Annotated in this window: 11 protein-coding genes; 4 read left to right on the top strand and 7 right to left on the bottom strand. The window is 58.4% G+C overall.

Annotation, left to right across the window (positions count from 1 at the left end; genetic code table 11):
* Positions 1-463: 463 nt before the first annotated feature.
* The 3 genes from ABGT66_RS00825 (at position 464) to ABGT66_RS00815 (ending at position 3854) form a co-directional block, all read left to right on the top strand.
* Complete coding sequence (locus tag ABGT66_RS00825; protein ID WP_346688176.1) at positions 464-1879, top strand: solute carrier family 23 protein; 1416 nt, start codon at positions 464-466, stop codon at positions 1877-1879.
* A 186-nt stretch (positions 1880-2065) separates the two neighbouring features.
* Entirely contained in the window at positions 2066-3088 is a 1023-nt protein-coding gene (locus ABGT66_RS00820) for a bifunctional UDP-4-keto-pentose/UDP-xylose synthase (protein ID WP_346688175.1), read from the top strand.
* A 7-nt stretch (positions 3089-3095) separates the two neighbouring features.
* Entirely contained in the window at positions 3096-3854 is a 759-nt protein-coding gene (locus ABGT66_RS00815; RefSeq protein ID WP_346688174.1) for a gamma-glutamyl-gamma-aminobutyrate hydrolase family protein, read from the top strand.
* A gap of 735 nt (positions 3855-4589) precedes the next feature.
* Here ABGT66_RS00815 and ABGT66_RS00810 read toward each other — a convergent pair.
* From ABGT66_RS00810 to ABGT66_RS00785, 6 genes are all read right to left on the bottom strand, one after another.
* Positions 4590-5201 (bottom strand): nucleotidyltransferase family protein, encoded by a 612-nt coding sequence (locus ABGT66_RS00810; protein ID WP_346688173.1) that lies wholly within the window; start codon positions 5199-5201, stop codon positions 4590-4592.
* Positions 5198-5959 (bottom strand): selenium cofactor biosynthesis protein YqeC, encoded by a 762-nt coding sequence (yqeC, locus tag ABGT66_RS00805; protein ID WP_346688172.1) that lies wholly within the window; start codon positions 5957-5959, stop codon positions 5198-5200. Before yqeC ends, ABGT66_RS00810 begins: the two co-directional genes overlap by 4 nt.
* 145 nt (positions 5960-6104) lie before the next feature.
* Entirely contained in the window at positions 6105-7295 is a 1191-nt protein-coding gene (locus ABGT66_RS00800) for a SpoIIE family protein phosphatase (RefSeq protein WP_294193970.1), read from the bottom strand.
* Positions 7276-9000 (bottom strand): [Fe-Fe] hydrogenase large subunit C-terminal domain-containing protein, encoded by a 1725-nt coding sequence (locus tag ABGT66_RS00795; protein WP_346688171.1) that lies wholly within the window; start codon positions 8998-9000, stop codon positions 7276-7278. The genes ABGT66_RS00800 and ABGT66_RS00795 overlap by 20 nt, the downstream gene beginning before the upstream one ends.
* Entirely contained in the window at positions 8997-9245 is a 249-nt protein-coding gene (locus tag ABGT66_RS00790; protein WP_294193972.1) for a (2Fe-2S) ferredoxin domain-containing protein, read from the bottom strand. The genes ABGT66_RS00795 and ABGT66_RS00790 overlap by 4 nt, the downstream gene beginning before the upstream one ends.
* A gap of 282 nt (positions 9246-9527) precedes the next feature.
* A complete protein-coding gene (locus ABGT66_RS00785; protein ID WP_346688170.1) occupies positions 9528-10043 on the bottom strand; it encodes a hypothetical protein in 516 nt (171 codons plus the stop codon).
* 607 nt (positions 10044-10650) lie between these two features.
* Here ABGT66_RS00785 and ABGT66_RS00780 point away from each other — a divergent pair.
* The gene (locus tag ABGT66_RS00780) at positions 10651-11694 is read left to right on the top strand and encodes an IS110 family transposase (protein WP_346688169.1); all 1044 of its coding nucleotides are present in this window, start codon (positions 10651-10653) and stop codon (positions 11692-11694) included.
* 241 nt (positions 11695-11935) lie between these two features.
* On the opposite strand, the gene ABGT66_RS00775 is transcribed toward ABGT66_RS00780, so the two are convergent.
* Positions 11936-19510 (bottom strand): filamentous hemagglutinin N-terminal domain-containing protein, encoded by a 7575-nt coding sequence (locus tag ABGT66_RS00775; RefSeq protein ID WP_346688168.1) that lies wholly within the window; start codon positions 19508-19510, stop codon positions 11936-11938.
* Positions 19511-19625 lie beyond the last annotated feature (115 nt).

The raw sequence follows: 19625 nt of genomic DNA, 5'->3' as shown, positions 1-19625 counted from the left end.
AAACTCCCAGCTGTGAAGCACTTGCGTGGCGGGCGACGGTCGCATCCCCCCGCGGACGCGTGAGTTGAAACATGTGCTTGTTCACATCAACGCCGCCAAAGACATGTCGCGTCCATCGTGGATGCGTGAGTTGAAACACGAACGACGCATACCTCGCGAAAGACAATGGCGTCGCGTCCCTCGTTGACGCGTGAGTTGAAATGAAATCATCACACAGCCTATGACACGGGCATACGTCGCGTCCCTCGCGGACGCGCACAGCTGGCCGCGTTCATCACACGGCGCGGCCTCCCGCTTCCTTCCTAGCGCCGCCATCGTTCCGTTCATCTCTCCGCGCTTTCTTCTATATCAATGCGCGCGCTTGTCTCTCTTCTCCCTTCTGGCAATTTCCGCGATTATCGTCTATAATACGCGCGGCATATATTTTGCAACCGATTGCAAAATTATCTAGGGAGGAATTATCATGGCGAGAAAGCAACTTGTTTACGGTATCAACGATAAGCCGCCGCTGCCTATTCTGATTCTTGCAGGAGCGCAGCACGTGCTTACGCTCTTCGGCGCGACGACGCTCGTGCCGCTCGTGCTCGGGCCGGCTATGGGCATGACGACGGCGCAGATGGGCGCGTTCATCGGCTGCGTCTACTTCGGCATGGGCATCGCGACGCTCATTCAGACGCATCCGAAGCTCGGCTCCGGGCTTCCGATCGTTCAGGGCTCGAGCTTCAGCTTCATACCGCCGATTATGACCATCATCGGCGCGTACAAGAGCATGGGGCCCGACGTCGTCATGCAGTACGTCGGCGGCTCGCTCATCGTCGGCGGCGTCGCGCTCTCGGCGCTCGGCTACGGACGGCTCATCGGGCGCATACGCAAGATAATCACGCCGGTCGTCATCGGCCCGACCATCATGGCGATAGGCTTCTCGCTCGCGCCGACGGCCATTCAGTTCAACGCGGCGAACTTCTGGCCCGTCTCGCTGCTCGTCGTCGTCCTCGTCTTCTTCTTCAGCCTCGTGAGCAAGAATAAATATTTCAACATCTTCGCCGTCCTCGGCTCCATCGTCATCGCCTACCTGCTCTGCCTCGCGCTGTCGCTCGCGGGCGTTTTCTCGCCGGGACACGCGGCTTACATCAATCTCCAGAGCATCATCGACGCGCCGTGGCTGCGCCTGAACCTCTTCATGCCGTGGGGCGCGCCGAAATTCTCCGGCCTCGCCATCGGCGCTATAGCGGCGGGCTTTTTCTGCGTAATGATTGAGTCGATAGGCGACTACCACAACTGCTCCTACGCGGCGGGCATCAACGATCCGACCGTGCCGCAGATAAACCGCGGCATCGGCGCTGAGGGCATGTGCTGCGCGCTCTCCGGCCTGCTCGGCTCCGTCGGCACCACCTCGTACACCGAGAACATCGGCCTCATCGGCCTGACCGGCGTCGCGAGCCGCTACGTCGTGCGCGCGGGCGCGGTGATACTTATCTGCCTTTCGCTCATCGGCAAGCTCGGCGCCCTCATCGCGACGATGCCGACCCCGGTCATCGGCGGCGCGTACATCACGCTCTTCGGCACGATAGGCGCGCTCGGCATCCAGAACCTCATGCGCGCGGACATGGGCAGCCAGCGCAACGTGCTCATCGTCGGCTTCTCGTTCCTCATGGCGCTCGGCCTTCCGGGCTGGGTTGAGCCGAACCAGGCGCTCTTCACAGGCGCGCTCGGCACGACGGCGGGCGGCATGATCTGGGCCGTACTCAAGACGCCGATGGCGGTCGCGGGCATCCTCGCGGCGCTCTGCGACAACCTCATCCCCGGCACGACGGTGGAGCGCGGCATAGCCTCCGGCGTCGAAGAGTCGCAGGAGAACGTGAAGCGCCCGCGCGCGTAAAAATTTCGGAAACGGCGAAAAAGAGGCGAAAGCCTCTTTTTTTGTATTTTCCGGCGCGCGGCTTTATAATATGTAAAATTATCGCCCGTTTTATGTTTTGCGCGGGCGGCGCGGCTCTGCGGCGCGCGGCCGGAAATTACCGGCGCGCGGCCCGCGTCCGTCCGCCAGAGGAAGGAGAGGTTCTGAATGAGACTGTTCGTAACTGGGATAAACGGATTTATCGGTACGCATCTGCTCGACGCGGTGCTCACGACGACCGACTGGCAGGTGAGCGGATTCGACATCGCTTCGACGAATCTCGCGCCCTACGAGGGGAACTCTCAGTTCTCGTTCAGGCGCGGCGACATCTTCAAGGACAACGAGGCGCTCGAGGCGGAGGTCATAAAATCCGACGCGGTCATCCCGCTCGCGGGGATAGCGAAGCCCGCCTACTACGTAAAAAAGCCAGTATGGACCTTCGAGCTCGACTTCGAACAGAACCTCAAAATGGTGCGCCTCTGCGTGAAGCACAACAAGCGCATAATCTTCCCCTCCACCTCCGAGGTCTACGGCATGAGCTCGGGCGAGGAGCTCAAGGAGGACGAAAGTCCGCTCACGACCGGCCCTGTCGTCAAAATGCGCTGGATATACAGCTGCGCGAAGCAGATGATGGACCGCATGATATTCGCCTACGGCTACGAGGCCGGGCTGCAGTTTACTATATTCCGCCCCTTCGACTGGATAGGGCCGCGGCTCGACACGAAGCGCGACGCCGAGGAACACCGTGCGCGCTCCGTGACGCAGATGCTCTACGACATGGTACACCGCCGCAAGATAGCGCTCGTCAACGGCGGAGAGCAGCGCCGCAGCTTCACGTGGGTCGGCGACGGCATAGAGGGGCTCATGGCAATCATCCGCAACGAGCACAACCGCGGCGACAACGAAATCTTCAACATCGGCAACCCCGACAACAACTATTCGATAAAAGAGACGGCGGAGATGCTCGTCAAAGAGGCGAAGAAATTCCCGCAGTTCCGCGAGGCCGCCGAGGCCACGGAGCTCGACATCATCCCGGCCTCCGTCTACTACGGCAAGAGCTACGACGACATGCAGAACCGCAAGCCCTCGGTCAAGAAGATGGAAAGCCGCTTCGGCTGGAAGCCCAAGACCGACATGCGCGAGCTGCTGCGCCGCACGATAGCCTGGTACGCGGAAGAAGAGGCGAAATAGCGCGCGCATGAGAAAGCGCCCGCTTATCGGCATCCCGACGCTGCCCTTTCAGCGGCGCTGGGAAAACGCCGCGCTTGAGGAAATTGACGGCGAAGAGCTGAAATACTTCTGGCTGCTCTCGCGCCTCACGTCGAAGATAATCTCGTCCGTGCGCGCCGCGGGCGGCGCTCCGCTCGCGCTGACCCCGACGGAGGACGAACGCGAAATAGAACGGCTCGCCGCGAAGCTCGACGGCTTCGTATTCGCGGGCGGGCAGGATATAGCGCCCTCGTTCTACGGCGAGGAAAGCCGCGGCAGCCGCGCGCCCGACATCGAGCGCGACCGCTTCGAGACGGCGCTCTGCCGCGCGGCGCTCGAACGCGACAAACCGCTGCTCGGAATATGCCGCGGCTGCCAGCTGCTGAACGTCGTGCTCGGCGGCACGCTGATACAGGATCTGCCTTCCGTAGACGAAAAATGGACGCTGCACAGCCGCTCCGACGTTATGCGCGGCTACGTCCACGAGGTGAAAATCCTCTCGCCGTGGCTCTTCCCGAACCACTCCGGCGAAACGATGCCAGTCAACTCGATGCATCACCAGGCGATAGGCCGCCTCTCAAAACATTTGCAGGCCGCCGCCGTCGCGGACGGAGGAATAATCGAAGCCGTCAGCGCGCCCGCATACAAATGGGCCGTCGGCGTGCAGTGGCATCCAGAATGCCTCGCCGAGGACGACGCCGTGCAGATGGACATATTCCGCGCGCTCGTGGAAAAGGCGGGGAGCTAGGCGAAGCGCCCGCGCGCCGGTGCCGCGGCAAATTTAAAAAAATTTACGCTATGCCATATAGAAGCGTCGTAGGCTTGCAGCCGCAGGTCTTCGACGCTTATGCAGAACAGACGCGCGAACCTCGAGCCCGCATATACTCGCTTAACTTCATTCGAGGAACGGTACACCGTCACCCCGCGCCCCGACGCGGAGGCCAGCGTCGTTAAATACCGTAACGCATCGGAATTTGAAGCCACTAGATTCCGCGTCAAGCGCGGAATGACGATTAACAGGCGTTTTCTTAAAAAGTTGAATGAGTATAAAACCCCCGAAACGTCCGCGCACCGCGCCTGTAAGTCCCAGCGCTTCCGCGCCGCATCAGCCCCATAAACCAACGCCGCCGCGAACCGTCGCGCAAACGCGGCCGCTGCGTGTTATCATATCTGTGGATTCTTGATATACCGTCGCGTCCTTCGCGGGACGCGTGAGTTGAAACTTATCTGCACTGCCGGTTCTGCAATGCAAGATTCCGTCGCGTCCTTCGCGGGACGCGTGAGTTGAAACTTCCGTGACATAGCGAAAGACCTCGCCGCAGTCAGTCGCGCCCTTCACGGGACGCGTGAGTTGAAACTGTTTTGTCCATCTGGACATCGACGTAATGCAGTGCCGCGGCCTTCGCGTGATGTGTAAGGTCAAACAACTGCACGTGCAGTAATAGCCGACGCCTCGCCGCCTCACTAGCACGCGCCCGCGGCGCTACACCCCGCGCGCTTCTTTTGCGCCGGTTTCCATTTGTTTCACTCTTTCAGCGTAGTCTTCCGGCGTGTCCATGTCTTTGAAGTGGCAGTCGGGGGCGGCGGCGCGTTCTATTTCGGATTCGTAGAGCGCGACGATTTTGCGGCCGCCCGCGTCGCCCTGCGCGCTGCGGAAGCGCTCGCGCCAAACTGCGCGGTAGAACATCGGGTGGCCGAATACGCCGTCGCGGCACGGCGCGAGCAGCGTTTTTTCGGGCGGCAGCTCGTCGAAGCGGCGCGCGAGCGCGGCTATCGCCTCGGGCGTCGCGAGCGGAAGGTCTGCGAGCATTATGCAGAAATCGCGCCCTTCGCCGAGCATTTCAAGGCCGATGGCGAGCGAGCTCGACTGTCCGCGCTCCGGCGCTTCGTTGACCCGCGCCTCGACGCCGCGCGGCAGCTGCGGAAGCGCCTCCGCGACCTCGCGCGAGAGGACGGCGCATATTCTTTCGAAGCCCGCGCCCCGCAGGTTGTCTATCACCGTTTCTATGACCGTTTCGCTGCCGAACGGCAGCAGCAGCTTCTGGCGGCCCATGCGCTTCGACAGGCCTGCTCCGAGCAGAATCGCCTCCATCATCGTCTCTCCTTCGCTTTGTACAGCTCGCCGCGCCGCGCCGAGGCGGCGCAGACGGCGTCGTATTTTTCAAGCAGCGCGGGAAAAAGCGCCTCTGCCTCCGCGGCGCGCGCTTCGTCGAGCGTCTCCCATTTGTTTATCACGAGTATCTTCTTCGCCGCGCGCGGCTCGTTTTTCAGCGGCCCTTCCGAATGGAGCAGATATTTGAGTATCGTCTCCGCGGTTACGGGCGCGTCTGCGCTCGCGCCGTGAAGGGCGCAGAACTGCGCGGCGCGGAATATGCTGTCCTCCGAGGGCGCGCAGCCGAAAGCGTCCGCTCCGAGCACGGCGAAGACGGCGGCGCTGGTCTCCGGCACGGGCGGCTCCCATGCCTCGTAGAATTTGAGCGAGCGTCCGCGCGAACCGTCGCATTCCACTATTACGAAGTCCGCGGCTCCGTGCGCGGCGAGCGCGTCGATTTCGGCCGGCGCGTAGCCTGTCAGCTTGCCGCCGCTTTCGCCGGAGGTTGCCGCGAGCTTCGCGCGCTCCGGCATCGCGTTCAGAAATTCGCCGCAGAGCCGCGCAGGGCCGATGAAGATGTCTCGGCATTCCTCCGGCGTCGGACGGAAAATTTTCGTCGTTGTCGTGAGCAGGACGCGGCCTTGTTTTTCAAGCTCCGCGCCGAGGCCGTAAAGCAGCGAGGTTTTTCCGCCGCCGCCCGTTATCGCCCCGGGCGCGCGGCGCGCTGTGTATTTCGACAGGAATTTATATAGTTCGGACAAAGAGACCACCTCGCGGGTTTTTGAGCGACGCTTTGATTTTACCGCGCGGCGCGTTTTTTGTGTGGTTTTGTTCATTTATGAAAAACCGCCGCCGTTTCTGCTTGCTGCGGAAGCGGCGGCGGTTTGCGTTTGTTTTACGTCGCGTTTAATAATATCTCTTTTCGACGCGGCGTCCGAGCTTTTCCATCGACTCGGCGAGGTCGTCGAGTAGGCGGAACTTGACGCGCAGCTCGGTGGGGAAGTCCGCGTTCTGGTGCGCCGTGTTGACGGCCTTGCCGATGAATAGCTTCAGGTCTGTGCATTGCTCGATGAGCATTTTCGCGAGCTTCGCCGCGCCGTGCTCGCTGTCGAGCTCCGCCGTCATTTCGGGCACGGCGGGGCGCGTGCGGTATTCCTCGACGAGTTCTATGACGCGCTTCAGCGTCAGCACGCCTTCGGTGACGAGGTCGATGCCGTCTATCGTAGCCGTCGGCGGGATGTCCGCGTCGGTGTAGTCGATGTTGACGCGCAGCGGGCGCTTGAGCTCGCGCGAGAGGATTTCGGAGCTGGTGCCGCCGCTGACGACGTGCAGCCCGGGCGTCTCCATGTATTCGCGCACGAGGCGCGAGTCGTCCTCGGGGTTCTTCGGCGGGCCGGAGAAGAGGCTGACCGTCTGCGGCGTCATGATGTGCGCTATCGAGACGGTTGTGTCGTCGCCGGGCTTGCCGAGGTACAGGTCCTTCGCGACGCCGAGCACGCGCTCGATTACGCGCGGCGCGGAGAGCTTCTCGCCGCACGGGCCGCAGAGGAATTCCGCGACCTCGTCGCAGCCCCAGCCGAAGGCGAGCGTTTCTCCCATGCCGGCCTGCGTCACGCCGTCGCTGACTATCACGAAGTAGTCGCCCGGCTTCGCCGTGAAGCGGCTTTCGCGCACGAGCTTGCCTTCGATGGTCTTTTCCTCGTAGTCGAACGGGATGTGCCGCCCGTCGCGTATCAGCATGCAGGGCGGGTTGTCGTACTCGACTATGTAGCCCTTGCCGTCCTTGCAGATGTGCAGAATCATAAAGGTCGAGTAGGCTATGCCGCGCAGCTTGCAGACGGGCAGGGTGTGGGCAATCGTGTCCACGGTGTCCTCGATTGAAGCGCCGCGGCTTATCATCGTCGAGATTATCTTCGACGTGAGCGTCGAAAGGATGTTCGCCTTGACGCCGCTGCCGAGGCCGTCGGAGAGGACGAGCAGCGTGCTCTCGGGCGTGTTTATCACCTCGACGCGGTCGCCGCAGAGCTCCTCGTTCTTTTTAATCAGGCTGTTATAGCAGGCGTCTATGCAGAGGCTCTCAGTCGTCATGTCCGTCATATACGATCAAATCCTTGAGCTTCGTCAGCGTCACCTTCGTCTCGGCGGTCGTCTCGCCGAGGAGGCTCGCTATCTCCTGCGCGACGGTCATCTGCTTGTCGATGACGTTCTGCGCCATCTCCATCGTCTCCATCTTGAGCTTGTTCAGCGACTCGGCCTCCGCCTCCTGCTTCGTTATGTCGTGGAGGAAGGCTATCGCGAGCCCCTGCTCTGGAATGTAGACGACCGTCTGGTTGACTATAATGCCGCGGTCCTCGTAGCTGACCTTATGCAGCGGTATGTTGCGCTCCTCGGCGACGGCGAGCGCGAAGTCCACGGGGTCGAGGAAGTCCTCGATGCGCCGCCCCGTAATCTCGCTGCGCGTCACCTTCAGCAGATGCTGCGCCGCGAGGTTGCACTCCTTGACGTGCAGGTCGCGGTCCACCGCGATGATATAGTCGGGGCTGACGGAGAGCGTGACGTTCGCGAGCGTCTCCGATATCTGCGTCATGTACGGCAGGCACATGTGCAGCTCCGCCTTGCCCTGGTAGACCGCTATCGCCTTGTCGCGGCATGTGCGGTAGCCGCAGCTCCCGCAGTTCAGCTCGTGCTCCGGCTTCGTCTTGCCTATCTGCGCCAGGATCGCGCGTATCGTATCCTCGTCCGGGATGGCGAGCTTCGGCGGCGCGGGGCGTATCTCGCGGCGAAGGTCCACGTCGGAAAGGTCCGCCTCGCGGATATTCTTCTCCTCGCGCAGATAGTGCATCATGTCTATGCCGCGGCTGACTGGGTAATAGCCCTCGTCGAGCTTCTCGGGGCCGTTGATGCAGCTTCCGTAGCAGGCGCTCGCCTCGATGAAGCAGTTGTGTATGCGCCCCTCGTTCATCTCCGTGAAGAGCTCGAAGACGTCCTTCGCGCCCTGCTTGCTCATGAACGAATACTTGCGGAATACGTGCGAGTCGTCGGGCAGATTCGCCTTCACGTCCTTCACGATGCCCTCGAAGACCGGGTAAATGGCCGAGGCGCTCGGGTCGTTGCCGAAGTATCCCTCCTGTGCCTCCGAGAGCTTCACGCCGTCCTCGTCGAACCACGCCGCGAGCTGCTTGAAGGTAACGACGCCGTCGATATAGCGCTTCTCCGAAAGGCGCGCCTCCTCAATCTTCGAAATGCACGGCGCGAAGAAAACTATAAAAGCGTCGTCGCCGTACTTCCTCCGCAGGAAAGCGCCGTGCGCCTCCATCGGCGAAAGCACCGGCGCGAGATGCTCGATAAGCTTCGGAAAATGCTTCTGCACGAGAAAAACGATGGACGGGCAGCAGGTCGTAATCATATTGTCCATCGTATCGCTTTCGAGGATACGCGCGTACTCCTTCGTCACCGCGTGCGCGCCGACCGCCGTCTCCTCCACGGCGTAGAAGCCGAGCTTTTGCAGAGCGCCCGCGAGCTTATAGCGGTTCTCCATGCCGAACGAGGTGAGATACGACGGCGCGAGCGCGGCTATCTTCTTCCGCGCGCTGTTCCGCACCGTCTGCTTGATGCCCGTGATGTCGTGGACGAGAGACTTCGCGTGCTGCGGACAGTTGCGTATGCAGCGCCCGCAGAGGATGCACTCGTCCTCCATAACCTCGACCTTGCTGTCGCTGAACTTGATAGACTTCACCGGGCAGACTTTAAGACACTTGTGGCAGTTCTTGCAGTTGGCCTTCGCCACATTGATATACTTCATTTCCAACTCCCCATGATCACATCTCTGAAAAATTCCTCAACATGGTCCGGGTCGACGAAATGAATCTCGCCGTCAACCTTGACGGAAACGCCGTCCTCCTCGCACCGTCCCATGCAGAACGAGCCGGAAAGCCTCACCAGCTCCGACATGCCGCTCTCCTTGACGAGCTTCGTCAACCCCTCGACGACGCGGCGCGCGCCCTTTATATGGCAGGAACTTCCGACGCAGATTACAACTTCTGTCAAACCGTTTCCCTCCGCTTGCTGAAAAATAATACCCTCCAATATTTTAGCAGAAAACCGCTGATCGTTATGAATTTCACAGGAAGGAGAGGGCGGGGGAAAACGAAGAAGCCGCCCGGTCGCAACGGGCGGCTTCTTTCCCTAGGCGTATCACCACGGGCTCGATTAACAACTTCTTCACCGAAAGTATAACACATAACGACATCATACATCATAGCTTTTATGCAAAAATAAAGTCGACTTTATTTTATCCTGAAAACGGCGTGCGGACAAACGGGCGGGGAATCAGTAGAGCCACTTCGCGGGCAGCAGGAAGAGCCACGGCGCGGTGAAAAGCGCGAGCGCAAGCGAGACGCGGCGGCGCTGGGCGTCCGTCAGCTCCGCGCGGCGGAAGCAGAAATTATAATTCAGCCCGTAAATGACGAAAGCCGAGAGCGCGACGCAGCCGAGCGTCCACAGCAGCGCGGCGGGGCTTTCAAACGGGTTCATCGTGAGCGGATAGGAAAGCATATCGGACCACCGAGGCCGCGCGGCCTCGGGCAGAAGCGGTTCGGCGAACAGCGGCGCGGCCATCAGCGCCGTCCCCGCCGCGTCCGCCGCGAAGCCGCAGAGCCACGTGCGCAGAATCGAAAATTTCAAAACTCCCGCGATTCCGCGCGCGCCCGCGAAACGCAGCGCGAGCGCCGAAACGAGCAGGTCCACGATAAAATTCGCCGGAAGCACGACGAGCCACGTCTGCGGAAAAATCCACAGCAGCCACAGCGGAAGTATCAGATTATAAAGCTTCGTCCCGCGCCTCACCGCACGCGCCCCCTTCGCACAGTATGTGCATATTATACCTATTCGGCTGTTGAAGAAAACGGCGGGGCATCGTCATTCCGCGCTTGACGCAATGCGCTGTCCGCGCCAGCGAACAAATCGAAATATCTTTAACGCATTGCCGATATCGCGGCGTTTGACCGATGAACGCGGCATCCGGCGTCGTCAAATACCGTAACATATGGGAATTATACTCATTCAGCTTTTTAAGAAAACGCCTGTTAATCGTCATGCCGCGCTTGACGCGGAATCCCGCGGCTTCAAATTCCGATGCGTTAGGATGTTTAACGACGCTCGTATAATACAGTAACGCAAACAAAAATGAGGTGATTGTAGAAAAAGTAAGCTGTCATCACTGGTTCATTCGGGCGTCAGCCCTTATGATACAGGTGTCGGAAAGACCGGAACGACGCTGAGTACATAGATACTGTCATCCAGATTGGTCAACCGCCCTGCTTTACAACGAACAGGTATCCTAAGTCCGTCATATGTTGACGTGAACTTGAATATGCGAGTATGTTGAAACCAGGCGCTCTCCGACGCAGTGCATTGTGGAATCTTTTACTTTTATCTTTTCGGAGGTGACGAAATGCCTTCTAACTTCTATCTCGGAATCGACGTCTCTAAGGCTTCTCTTTCCGTTGTGCTTATGAGCTCCAACAGCAAGGTGCTGTGGTCAAGCAAAAAAATAGCGAACCAACCATCGGGTTTCAAACAGATGGTTGAACACGCATCAAAGATTGCTTCAAAACATGCAGACGGGGATGACTATTCTATAGCCGCAGGAATGGAGTCCACAGGAGTATACGGGGAACAGCTCTCTTATTACCTCGCAGACAATAATATGTCCGGCAGAATATCTCTGTATGTGCTGAACCCATTTGCAGTGAAATCTTACAGAAAGGCGACGATGCATCTCAACAAGAACGACGCCGCCGACGCAAGACTAATAGCCTCATACTTAATCTCAATGATTACGACAGGACAGATCACGCCGTGGCAGGCCCCTAGCCTGGCGGAACGTCTGCTGAGAGAACTTACACGGAGACGCGCCGAGCTTGTAACGCTGAGGGAAGCTGAATATAACAGGCTTGAGAAATTCAGAGCCGGCGGCAGCCATCCTCATCCGGTCATAGAGAGCGTACAAGAACTCATAGCCCATCTTGAACAGCAGATACGCGAGATAGACGAAGCGATAGAGAAACACATAGACGACGCCGGATTAAGAGATACGGCGGAGCTGCTCCGCAGCATAGACGGCATAGGCAAAGTAAGCTCCGCGTCGTTTATCGGCGAAGCCGGAGACATAAGCCGATATAGGAGCGTAAAACAGCTGGTCTCACGTCTTGGGATAGCACCCTGCGAAAACCAGTCGGGTACATCGATACACAAAAAGCCTGTAATGAGCCGCATGGGAAGCGCAGTGCTGAGACACGCCATGTACATGGCGGCGCTTGTAGCTACGCGAAAAAACAAGGTGATAAGCGCTTTCTACAACAGACTGCTGGCGCGAGGGAAATGTAAAAAGCTAGCTGTAATAGCAAGCATGCGCAAACTGCTTCACATAACAAGGCACAACAAAAAGCGGCACGTACACATACAAGAGACAATACATGCCGCAGAGTTATGGTGATGCTGTCGAAAGACAGTGAGATGCCTTACATTTATATTTGACTTTCAAGACGGTATCTGGATGCCGCGTCGGAGCGCGGCATGACGGGATAGTCGTCTTTCTGAAAAAGTTAAGCGATTATAAGCCGCGGCGCGCTTCGCCGCGGGCTTTGCCTTTGCGCCGTCGTTTGCGCATAAAGAAGCCGCCCGCGGGGCGGGCGGCTGTACTTTGCTTTGTACTTGTTTCCGTGATGGGGGTGGGGCTACATCTCCTCGGCGTACTCCATGCCGCCGTTGTGGAAGTAGAGCTCCGCCTTGCGCTCGCGGAAGTTCTTGATGCGGTCCCAGCCGTCGCTGTGGAGGAATCCGTTGTTATTGCCCCTCACGTAAACGCCCTTGAGGTCGTAGCCGAGGTTGTTCGGGTTGAAGACGCCGTCCGGGCCGAAGCTGCCCGCTATCTGCGCGGAGAATACCGTCATATACATGCCGCCAGTCTCGGGGTCGGGGACGAAGACGATCAGCGAGTTCGCGTTGTTGAAGGCCGCCAGGCCGTCGGCCGCGGTCACGCCGTTCTGCGAAACCTCGCCCTTCGTCAGGAAGACCTTCAGCATCGGCAGCGACCAGCCGTCGTAGTTCTTCCACGTCGAGCCGAAGCCGAAGCCCTCGTAGCTCTCGCTCTCCATCCGGCCGAGCGCGGGGATCACGAAATTCGCCGAGCCGTCGCCGCTCACGAACGAATAGGTGTTCTCCTTCGTGCCGCTGCCGCCGCCGATGAGCTTGCCGTTCGTGTTCCATGCGTAGACGTTCTTCACTGCGCCGTCGTTCGTGCCGACCGCGTTGCCCTTGACTCCGCCGCCGTTCACGGCCGTCGTGTTGTAGGCGTCGGTCAGCGTGCCTTTCTTTTCGTTATGTCCGACAAGGCCGCCGACATTGTCCACGCCGGATATGCTTCCCGTTGCTTCCGCGTCGCCCGTCATGACGGTGTTGAAGACCTCGCTGATGCTTCCGCTGTTCGTACCCGCGATGCCGCCGACGTTCTGCTGCCCGTTCACGTTGCCCGTGTTGTAGCCAGCGGTGAGCTTGCCTTCGTTATTTCCTATAAGCCCGCCGACATTCGTGCCGCCGCTGATGCGCCCGTTGTTATAGATTTTGTGGACGTACATCGTGTCGGCTTCGTTGCGTCCGCCGATGACGGAGCCTGTGTTATTTCCTATCAGACCGCCGACGTTCTCTCCGCTCTCGGCTTTTACATAACCTGTGTTCGCCAGCGTCGAGCCGGATATAGTTCCGCTGTTGACGCCGATAAGCCCGCCGGTGTTGTCGCCGCCGTCCACGTTCCCGCTGTTCGTGAGCTTGGAGTTTGTTATATTTCCGTTGTTGACGCCGATGACGCCGCCGGTGCCGTGGTCGTCACTTTTGCCGGAAACGCTTCCTGTGTTGACAAGCTCAACGTTATTGAGGCCGGCTTCGTTCTCGTAGAATATTCCCGCCGCGCCGCCGTTTTCAGCCGTCACAATTCCGCTGTTGGTTATCTTGCCGCCGTCATGCGAGCTATTGTTGACTGCGGCGACGCCGCCGACGTGTGAATAGCCGAAGACGCTTCCGCTGTTGCCCGCGTTTTCAAGCACGGCGTCTTTCTCGTTTACGCCGGTTATGCCGCCGACGTATTCGGCCTCTGACGCGGAGACGTCGCCGGTGTTGTGCGCATTGGTTATCGTGCCGCTGTTCGTTCCCGTCACGCCGCCGAAGTACTTCGCGCCCGTGCCGCTTACGTCGAGGTTTATCGACGTGTTGACGTTCTCTATCACGCCTCCGGCCTGGTTCTCGCCCGCGATGCCGCCGACGTACTGGTTACCGCTGATGCTTCCCTCGTTGGTGAGGCTGTCGGAGCCTGATATCGCTCCCGCGTTTGTGCCCGCGATGCCGCCGACGTGTTCCCGGCCCGTGATGGACGCGCTGATGGCGTTGGAGACTCCGGTAATCGTTCCCTTTGCGTCGTTACGCCCGACCATGCCTCCGACGAAGCTCCCGCCGGTCACAGCGCCGGTGTTTCTGCCGTACTGTATCTCTCCGAAGTTGCTTCCGGCTATGCCCCCTGTGTATTTAACGGCGGAATTCTCACCGAGGACGACCGACGTTACGCTGCCGGCGTTGACGGAATTGTTGATAAATCCGACGTTGCCGAGAAGAGGCGTCTCTTTGAGGCCTACGCGGTCTTCGTTTTTGCCCGCGATGCCGCCGACGTTCGAAGCGCCGATGACAGCGGCCTCGTTGTAGGCCCGCAACAGCCATCCGTAGTTTACGCCTGCGATGCCGCCGACGTATTCATTTGACGGAATTAGAAGCGCGCCGTATGTGCCGTTCGTCGCGCCGAACGCTGCGACGTCCCATATCATTCCTTCGTTGACTCCGACGATGCCGCCGAGGCCGTGCGTAATGCTCTTGTCGTTCGTATCCGAGGGCATGTCGGTCAGGACTGCGCTCGTGCTTGTGACGGACATAATCATTCCGCCGCCGCTCTGGTTTATGCCCGCGACGCCGCCCGCTACGGTCATGAAGTTGTCATCTGTCTCGTCGCGTTCGCCCGCTATGACGGTATCCGAAGCGCTCGAATTTTCTATCGTGCCGTTGTTGACTCCGACGATGCCGCCTGCGGCTCCTATCGTGACATTCTCGCCCACTTTGACGTCCGAACCGTTGCCTCTCATTACAGTCGTCGTCGCGCCTACGCCGGTGACTTCGACCCTGTTGCCGAGCGTTTCCACGCCGGTTATCGTGCCTTCGCTGCGGCCCGCTATCGCGCCAGCGGTGTCGCCGCCGGTGAACTTCGAGGAATAGACGTTGAGGTCTTTGACTGTTCCGCCGTGGCCGATGTTGCCGAAGATTCCGGCGTTCGCGACATCCTTTGTCGTCTCGTTGCCCTTCTCATCGGTTGCGCGATTCACGTCCAGCCCGATTATTGCGAAGCCGCGTCCGTCGAATGTGCCGGTGAACGCCTCTTTTGTACCGTCTGTGTTGGTATTCGACGCTATGCCTGTGTAGTCTTTTATCGACGAAGCGTCGATGTTGTCTTTGAGCGCGAAGTTGTATTCAAGGATGTGCGTAGCATCCTCTTTGGTTGGATTTTGGGCGTCGTCTGCGTCCTTGTACTTCTGTATGCCTGCAAGCTGCTCCGCGCTGTCGACCCAGATGAAGGTGTGGTTCTTCGCGCTGTCGTCCGCGTACTCGGTTTTTTCTGCGCCGAGTTCTATCCCATCCATCGTAATCTTCAGCGAATTAATGTCTCCGGCCAGAGTGTCGTCGTCGCCGCGGTCGTACTTATCAAGGTCGAACTTGTTATTCTGATAGTCCCACATGTCGATGGCTATCATAAAGTTGTCCGCGTTCACAGCGTTTTCCACGCCGCCGACCTTGATTGTGCCTTTACCGTCAGTGCCGTCTTTCTTGAAATGGTCGAGGAAGTTCTCATGCAGATGGTTCTTCTTCTCCTCCGGCGTCGTTCCTATGTTTCCCATGTTCGACAGGTCGAGGACTATCTCGCCGTCGCTGTTGAGGTTCAGGTCGCCGCCGATGTGCAGGTCGCTGTCGACGTAGACGCTGTCCTTGCCGCTTACGGTGAAGTTGCCTTCCGTCTCTATGCGTCCCGCGCCCATGTTGCCGTAGAGGACTTCGGCGGAGCCTTTGGCGTCGACGGTGATGCTGCCGCTCTGTACGCTGCCTTTGTCGTCCCTGTGCGCTTCATACGCATAGGCTTCTTCTACCGTCGCGATAGCCTTCGTCGGGTCGTTCAGGTCCGTCTGGCTAATCGTGGTATGTTTATTATCGGCGTGATTGGCGTCCTCCGCGATGCCGGGTACAAGCGTGGATTCATCCTCTTTGGAAGAAACCAGAGAGCCGATGACGCTCACGTTTCCGCCCTTTATCGTGATGTCGCCGTTGGTAGAAGTTATAGTGCCGTAGAGCGTCGAGTCGTTCGTCCCTGCGTCGAAGGTGACGTTTTCGCCGTAGAGGCGCGAGCCGCTGCCGAGGTTGTGCAGGTCTGCCGCGTCGGAGACGTTTATACTGAGGTCGCCCTCGCTGAAGAGTATGCCGTTGTAGTAGCGTCCGAGCTTGCTGCCGAAGTCCGTCAGCGTCAGGTTGCCGCCGCCGTAAAGCGCGAGGCTGCCCGCGCCGGAGAGGCCGAGTTTTTCCCAGCTGAGCGAAATATCAGCGCCGCCGCTGTTTATTATCGTGAGCAGCGGATTGGCCGCCGTGCCGAACTGCACACCCCAGTTGCCGGTGTTCCAGCTCTGGTCTTTCGCCGTGTTCGGCGTGAAGGCGTTGAGTATCGGCAGGGTGCCGTCGACGAAGCGCCAGCCGGAAGTATAATCGTTGGTTCCGTCTGTGATGTCTTTGAACTCAAATTTGCCGTAGTTGCTGCTTGTCCCGCCGTTCATTTGGACGTTTCTGTTGTCCCAGCCAATGACGGTGTAGCCGTTATCTTTCAGGTCTGTCCTGTGATTCACGGCGCTGAAGTCCGGGGCGTTTTCCCTATTATCCGGCTCTATGAAATAGGCGTTCTCCAGCTCTACGTTGTTGCTGTTCGCGTTCGTATAGGCGTTGCCCCAGATTGCGGACACGCGGTCATTAGTAGTGTCCACTTCATAACCGCCTTTACCGCCATTTGCGCTGTCGCTCCATCTCGCGGCGTACATGTTGCCGGTCGAATATACGTCCTTGACCGTGATAGTTTTTGTGTTGTATCCGTCTTTTCCCTCTACAAACTCAGTGACGCCGCCGATTATGCCGCCGACGGTGTTGATGTTTTGGAGCTGATACGCATTTTGACTGTTGTATTCTCCAGGTGTTTTAGGGTCACCGTCGTCGAATATTACGTTGTCAACTATCCACTGGTATTCCTTGGCGGCTTCTGCGCCATATTCGTTTACATCAACTTCTGCCACAATGTCGTCAGTCTTTTCCGACGACAGCACGATTTCTTCATATCCTTTCGGTATGAAGCTTCTCAGCGTCCCGAGGTTGTAAGCGTAGCTCAGCGTCTTGCCCGTGCCGTCCTTCGCGTTCGCCGCGCCGACGATGCCGCCGACGAGGCTGTTTCTCGCGTTGAGGTCTTTGTTGACTACCGTTATGTTGCCGGTGTTGAATACGTTGCTGATGTCGCCGGAGAGCCAGTAACCGACGACGCCGCCCGTGACGCTGTAACCGTTGTAGATGTTGCCGGTGTTGTACGCTTTGTCGAGTGTCCCGGAGAAGCGTCCGACGACTCCGCCGACGTGGCGTCCGAGGAAGGTGAATTCGTCGTCGCCTATCGTACCGGCGTTGTAAACGTCGTATATGACCGTCCCGTCGCCGTCTTTCAAGGCTCCCGTGTCGCCGACGATGCCGCCCATGTTGACAGGGTCGACGCTCGCGGGGTTGGCTATTCGGGTCGAGCGCAGAGCGCCGAGGTTGTACGAACCGGCCACCGAGCCTTTGTACATGTGTCCGGCGATTCCGCCGACGCCCATGAAGCCGCTGACGCTGCCTGTGTTGTAGGAGTTGCTTATCGTCGCGTATGTGCCGTAGGCGTTCGCCCCGTCGCCGCGCAGTAAGCTGAGCGCATCCTTTTTGTCCTTGTCGCTTACGATTAGGTATGTCGACGAGTCTACCTTTCCGACAACTCCGCCGGCGTTCGCGGCTTGGGACGTCAGGGGAATGGTGCTGCCGGTTACGTCTGCTGTGTGAACGCTGCCGCGGTTCGCGGAGTTCTTTATCTGCGCTTTGTCTCCGTAGAGATATCCGACAATTCCGCCGATGTTGCCTATTATTACACTTTCAGTACTGGCGGAGCCGGGGTTGAAGGCTTCTTTGACGAAGTCGTTCGCGTATCTTGCGCCGGTCGCCGTGATGTCGCCGCCGTCGTTCTGTGACGAATCGACGACGCTGTTCCCCGTCAGATAGCCGACGACGCCGCCGACGTTATGCGCGCCCGCGACGAGGTTCTCGGAGTTCTCGGCGTTGGTGATGGTCGTGTTCTCCGCGCGCCCGACTATTCCGCCGACGTTGCCAGCGATGTAGTAGTCGTAAGCGATGTTGTTGTCCTTTTCATTTCCTTGTGTTGTCGTTACGTTGCCGTCATTGTAGACGTTTTCAATAGTTGTCCCGTCCGCGCGCCCGACGATGCCTCCGGCGTTGGCGACGTTGACAGTTTTATTGTCAATGTTGCCATCCACTTTATGATATTCATAATTCTGCTCCACATAACCCTTTGCAGTAACGTCGCCGTAATTTGCCGCGTTCTGGACTGTGCTGCTGCCGCGCAAAGAGCCGACGATGCCGCCGACGTTATAGCCGCCGGTGACGTTGAGCTGGTTGTATATCTGGAATGCGCTGCTGCCGATGGTGGAACGATTGGCATAGCCTACCAATCCTCCAATATTGTAGCTGAAACTTCCGTCAGTGTCGTCAACGCCGGTAACGCTGCCTAAATTATATGTGTTGCCGTCAAGTATACTCTTATCCATCATACCGACGATTCCACCAACAAAGCTATTTCCTCTTATCGTCCCAAGGTTTTTTAGATTGCTCAAATGTGTGAGATCATTGCCTTGCGGTGTCATTACATTGCCGACAATTCCGCCAACGGTATCTCTACCGCTTACATTCGCAGTGTTCGTTATATTTTCAATAACAGTTCCTGCAACCGCTGTGCCTACAGCTGCTCCGACATTGTTGTTCCCTTTTATTTCACCTGAATTGATGGTGAAGTTTCTGATATAGGCTGGTACTGTGCTCCCATTCTGTCCGACATATCCAAAAAGACCAATATTATTATATTGAAGGCCTGTTTCTGATGCGTTATTCCGGTTTATATACAGCCCAAATATATCGTAGCCGAGGCCGTCGAAGCGCCCGGTGAATGCCGCATCGTAATTGCCGATTGGGTCGAAGCCTTTACCGCCATTCATTTCTGCCGTGTAGTTTGCGTCTATCGCGTTGCGGAGGGCGTAGTATCCTTTGAGGTTGGTGTTCATAGCCTGAAGCTGTTCTACGTCGTCGACCCACATGTAGCCGATGTAACTGCTTCCGTCGGAGAGTTTAAACGTCTTGTCTTTTCCGGCATAGCTGATGTTTTCCGTCGTGTCTGGGTCTATTGCGGTATAGCCGAGGACGACGTTGTTCTTGTCCGTCGTCTTTATGGAGAGGCTGTTCGCGATGTCGGCATCGGTCATATTTTCTTTGCCGATGCCGCCGTCCGCGCCCGGCTTGAAGAGCCTGTCGGTATCGAGGACTATTCTTCCGCCGTCGAAGGTGACGTTAGTCGCGCTCGTTATGCTGCCGAGGCTCATGAGCTGGGCCGTTCCGGCTTCCTGCGCGGCGATGATGTCTCTTATTCTCTGGGCGTCGTTGGCCTTGGCTATCGCGCCGACTTCGCTTTCGAGGTCTTTATTCGTCACGTAGAGGCTTCCGACGTTGATCTGCGCGGAGTTTCCTATCTGGACGCCCGCGGGGTTGGCTATGAAGATGTTGCCGCCTACCGCGTTGAGCTGTCCGTAGATTTCGGATATTTTCCCGCCTCCGCGGACGTAGTTGAAGGAGTTGAAGCCGTTCGGCCCGGTGAAATTTACGGTGGCGTCCGCGCCTATGGAGAAGTCTCCCCACGAGTTGACCGCGGTCATGCCTGTCTGTGATATGTTTTCGTGTCCGTCATAGACCGAGTTGCCGGTGACGGACTCGAAGCCGGTCGGCGTCTGATGGTTTAGCGGCACGGCGTACAGCGGCTGCGCGCCTGTCAGCGAGGTGAAGCACAGCAGTATCGCGTATGCTATCGCCTTTAGGATTTTGCGTTGGTGTATCATTGGTTATGGATTGCTCCTTTCTTCCGATTCGTTAGAACATTTTGTAGACCTGGAACCAGAGGCGGCAGTCGTCGTCGCCGGGTTCGGAGCGGTCGGGGCGGCCGTTTATTTTTCT

This window comes from uncultured Cloacibacillus sp. (assembly GCF_963926575.1).
Classification (GTDB): Bacteria; Synergistota; Synergistia; order Synergistales; family Synergistaceae; genus Caccocola; species Caccocola faecigallinarum.
Note: the sequence above shows the minus strand (reverse complement) of the source record. Positions and strands in the feature narration are given on the sequence as shown.

Excerpts from the sequence above, each read along its gene's own strand:
- ABGT66_RS00775 (WP_346688168.1), bottom strand. The coding sequence starts at position 19,510 with ATGATACACCAACGCAAAATCCTAAAGGCGATAGCATACGCGATACTG.
- ABGT66_RS00810 (WP_346688173.1), bottom strand. The coding sequence starts at position 5,201 with ATGATGGAGGCGATTCTGCTCGGAGCAGGCCTGTCGAAGCGCATGGGC.
- ABGT66_RS00795 (WP_346688171.1), bottom strand. The coding sequence starts at position 9,000 with ATGAAGTATATCAATGTGGCGAAGGCCAACTGCAAGAACTGCCACAAG.
- ABGT66_RS00800 (WP_294193970.1), bottom strand. The coding sequence starts at position 7,295 with ATGACGGACATGACGACTGAGAGCCTCTGCATAGACGCCTGCTATAAC.
- ABGT66_RS00825 (WP_346688176.1), top strand. The coding sequence starts at position 464 with ATGGCGAGAAAGCAACTTGTTTACGGTATCAACGATAAGCCGCCGCTG.
- ABGT66_RS00815 (WP_346688174.1), top strand. The coding sequence starts at position 3,096 with ATGAGAAAGCGCCCGCTTATCGGCATCCCGACGCTGCCCTTTCAGCGG.
- ABGT66_RS00780 (WP_346688169.1), top strand. The coding sequence starts at position 10,651 with ATGCCTTCTAACTTCTATCTCGGAATCGACGTCTCTAAGGCTTCTCTT.
- ABGT66_RS00820 (WP_346688175.1), top strand. The coding sequence starts at position 2,066 with ATGAGACTGTTCGTAACTGGGATAAACGGATTTATCGGTACGCATCTG.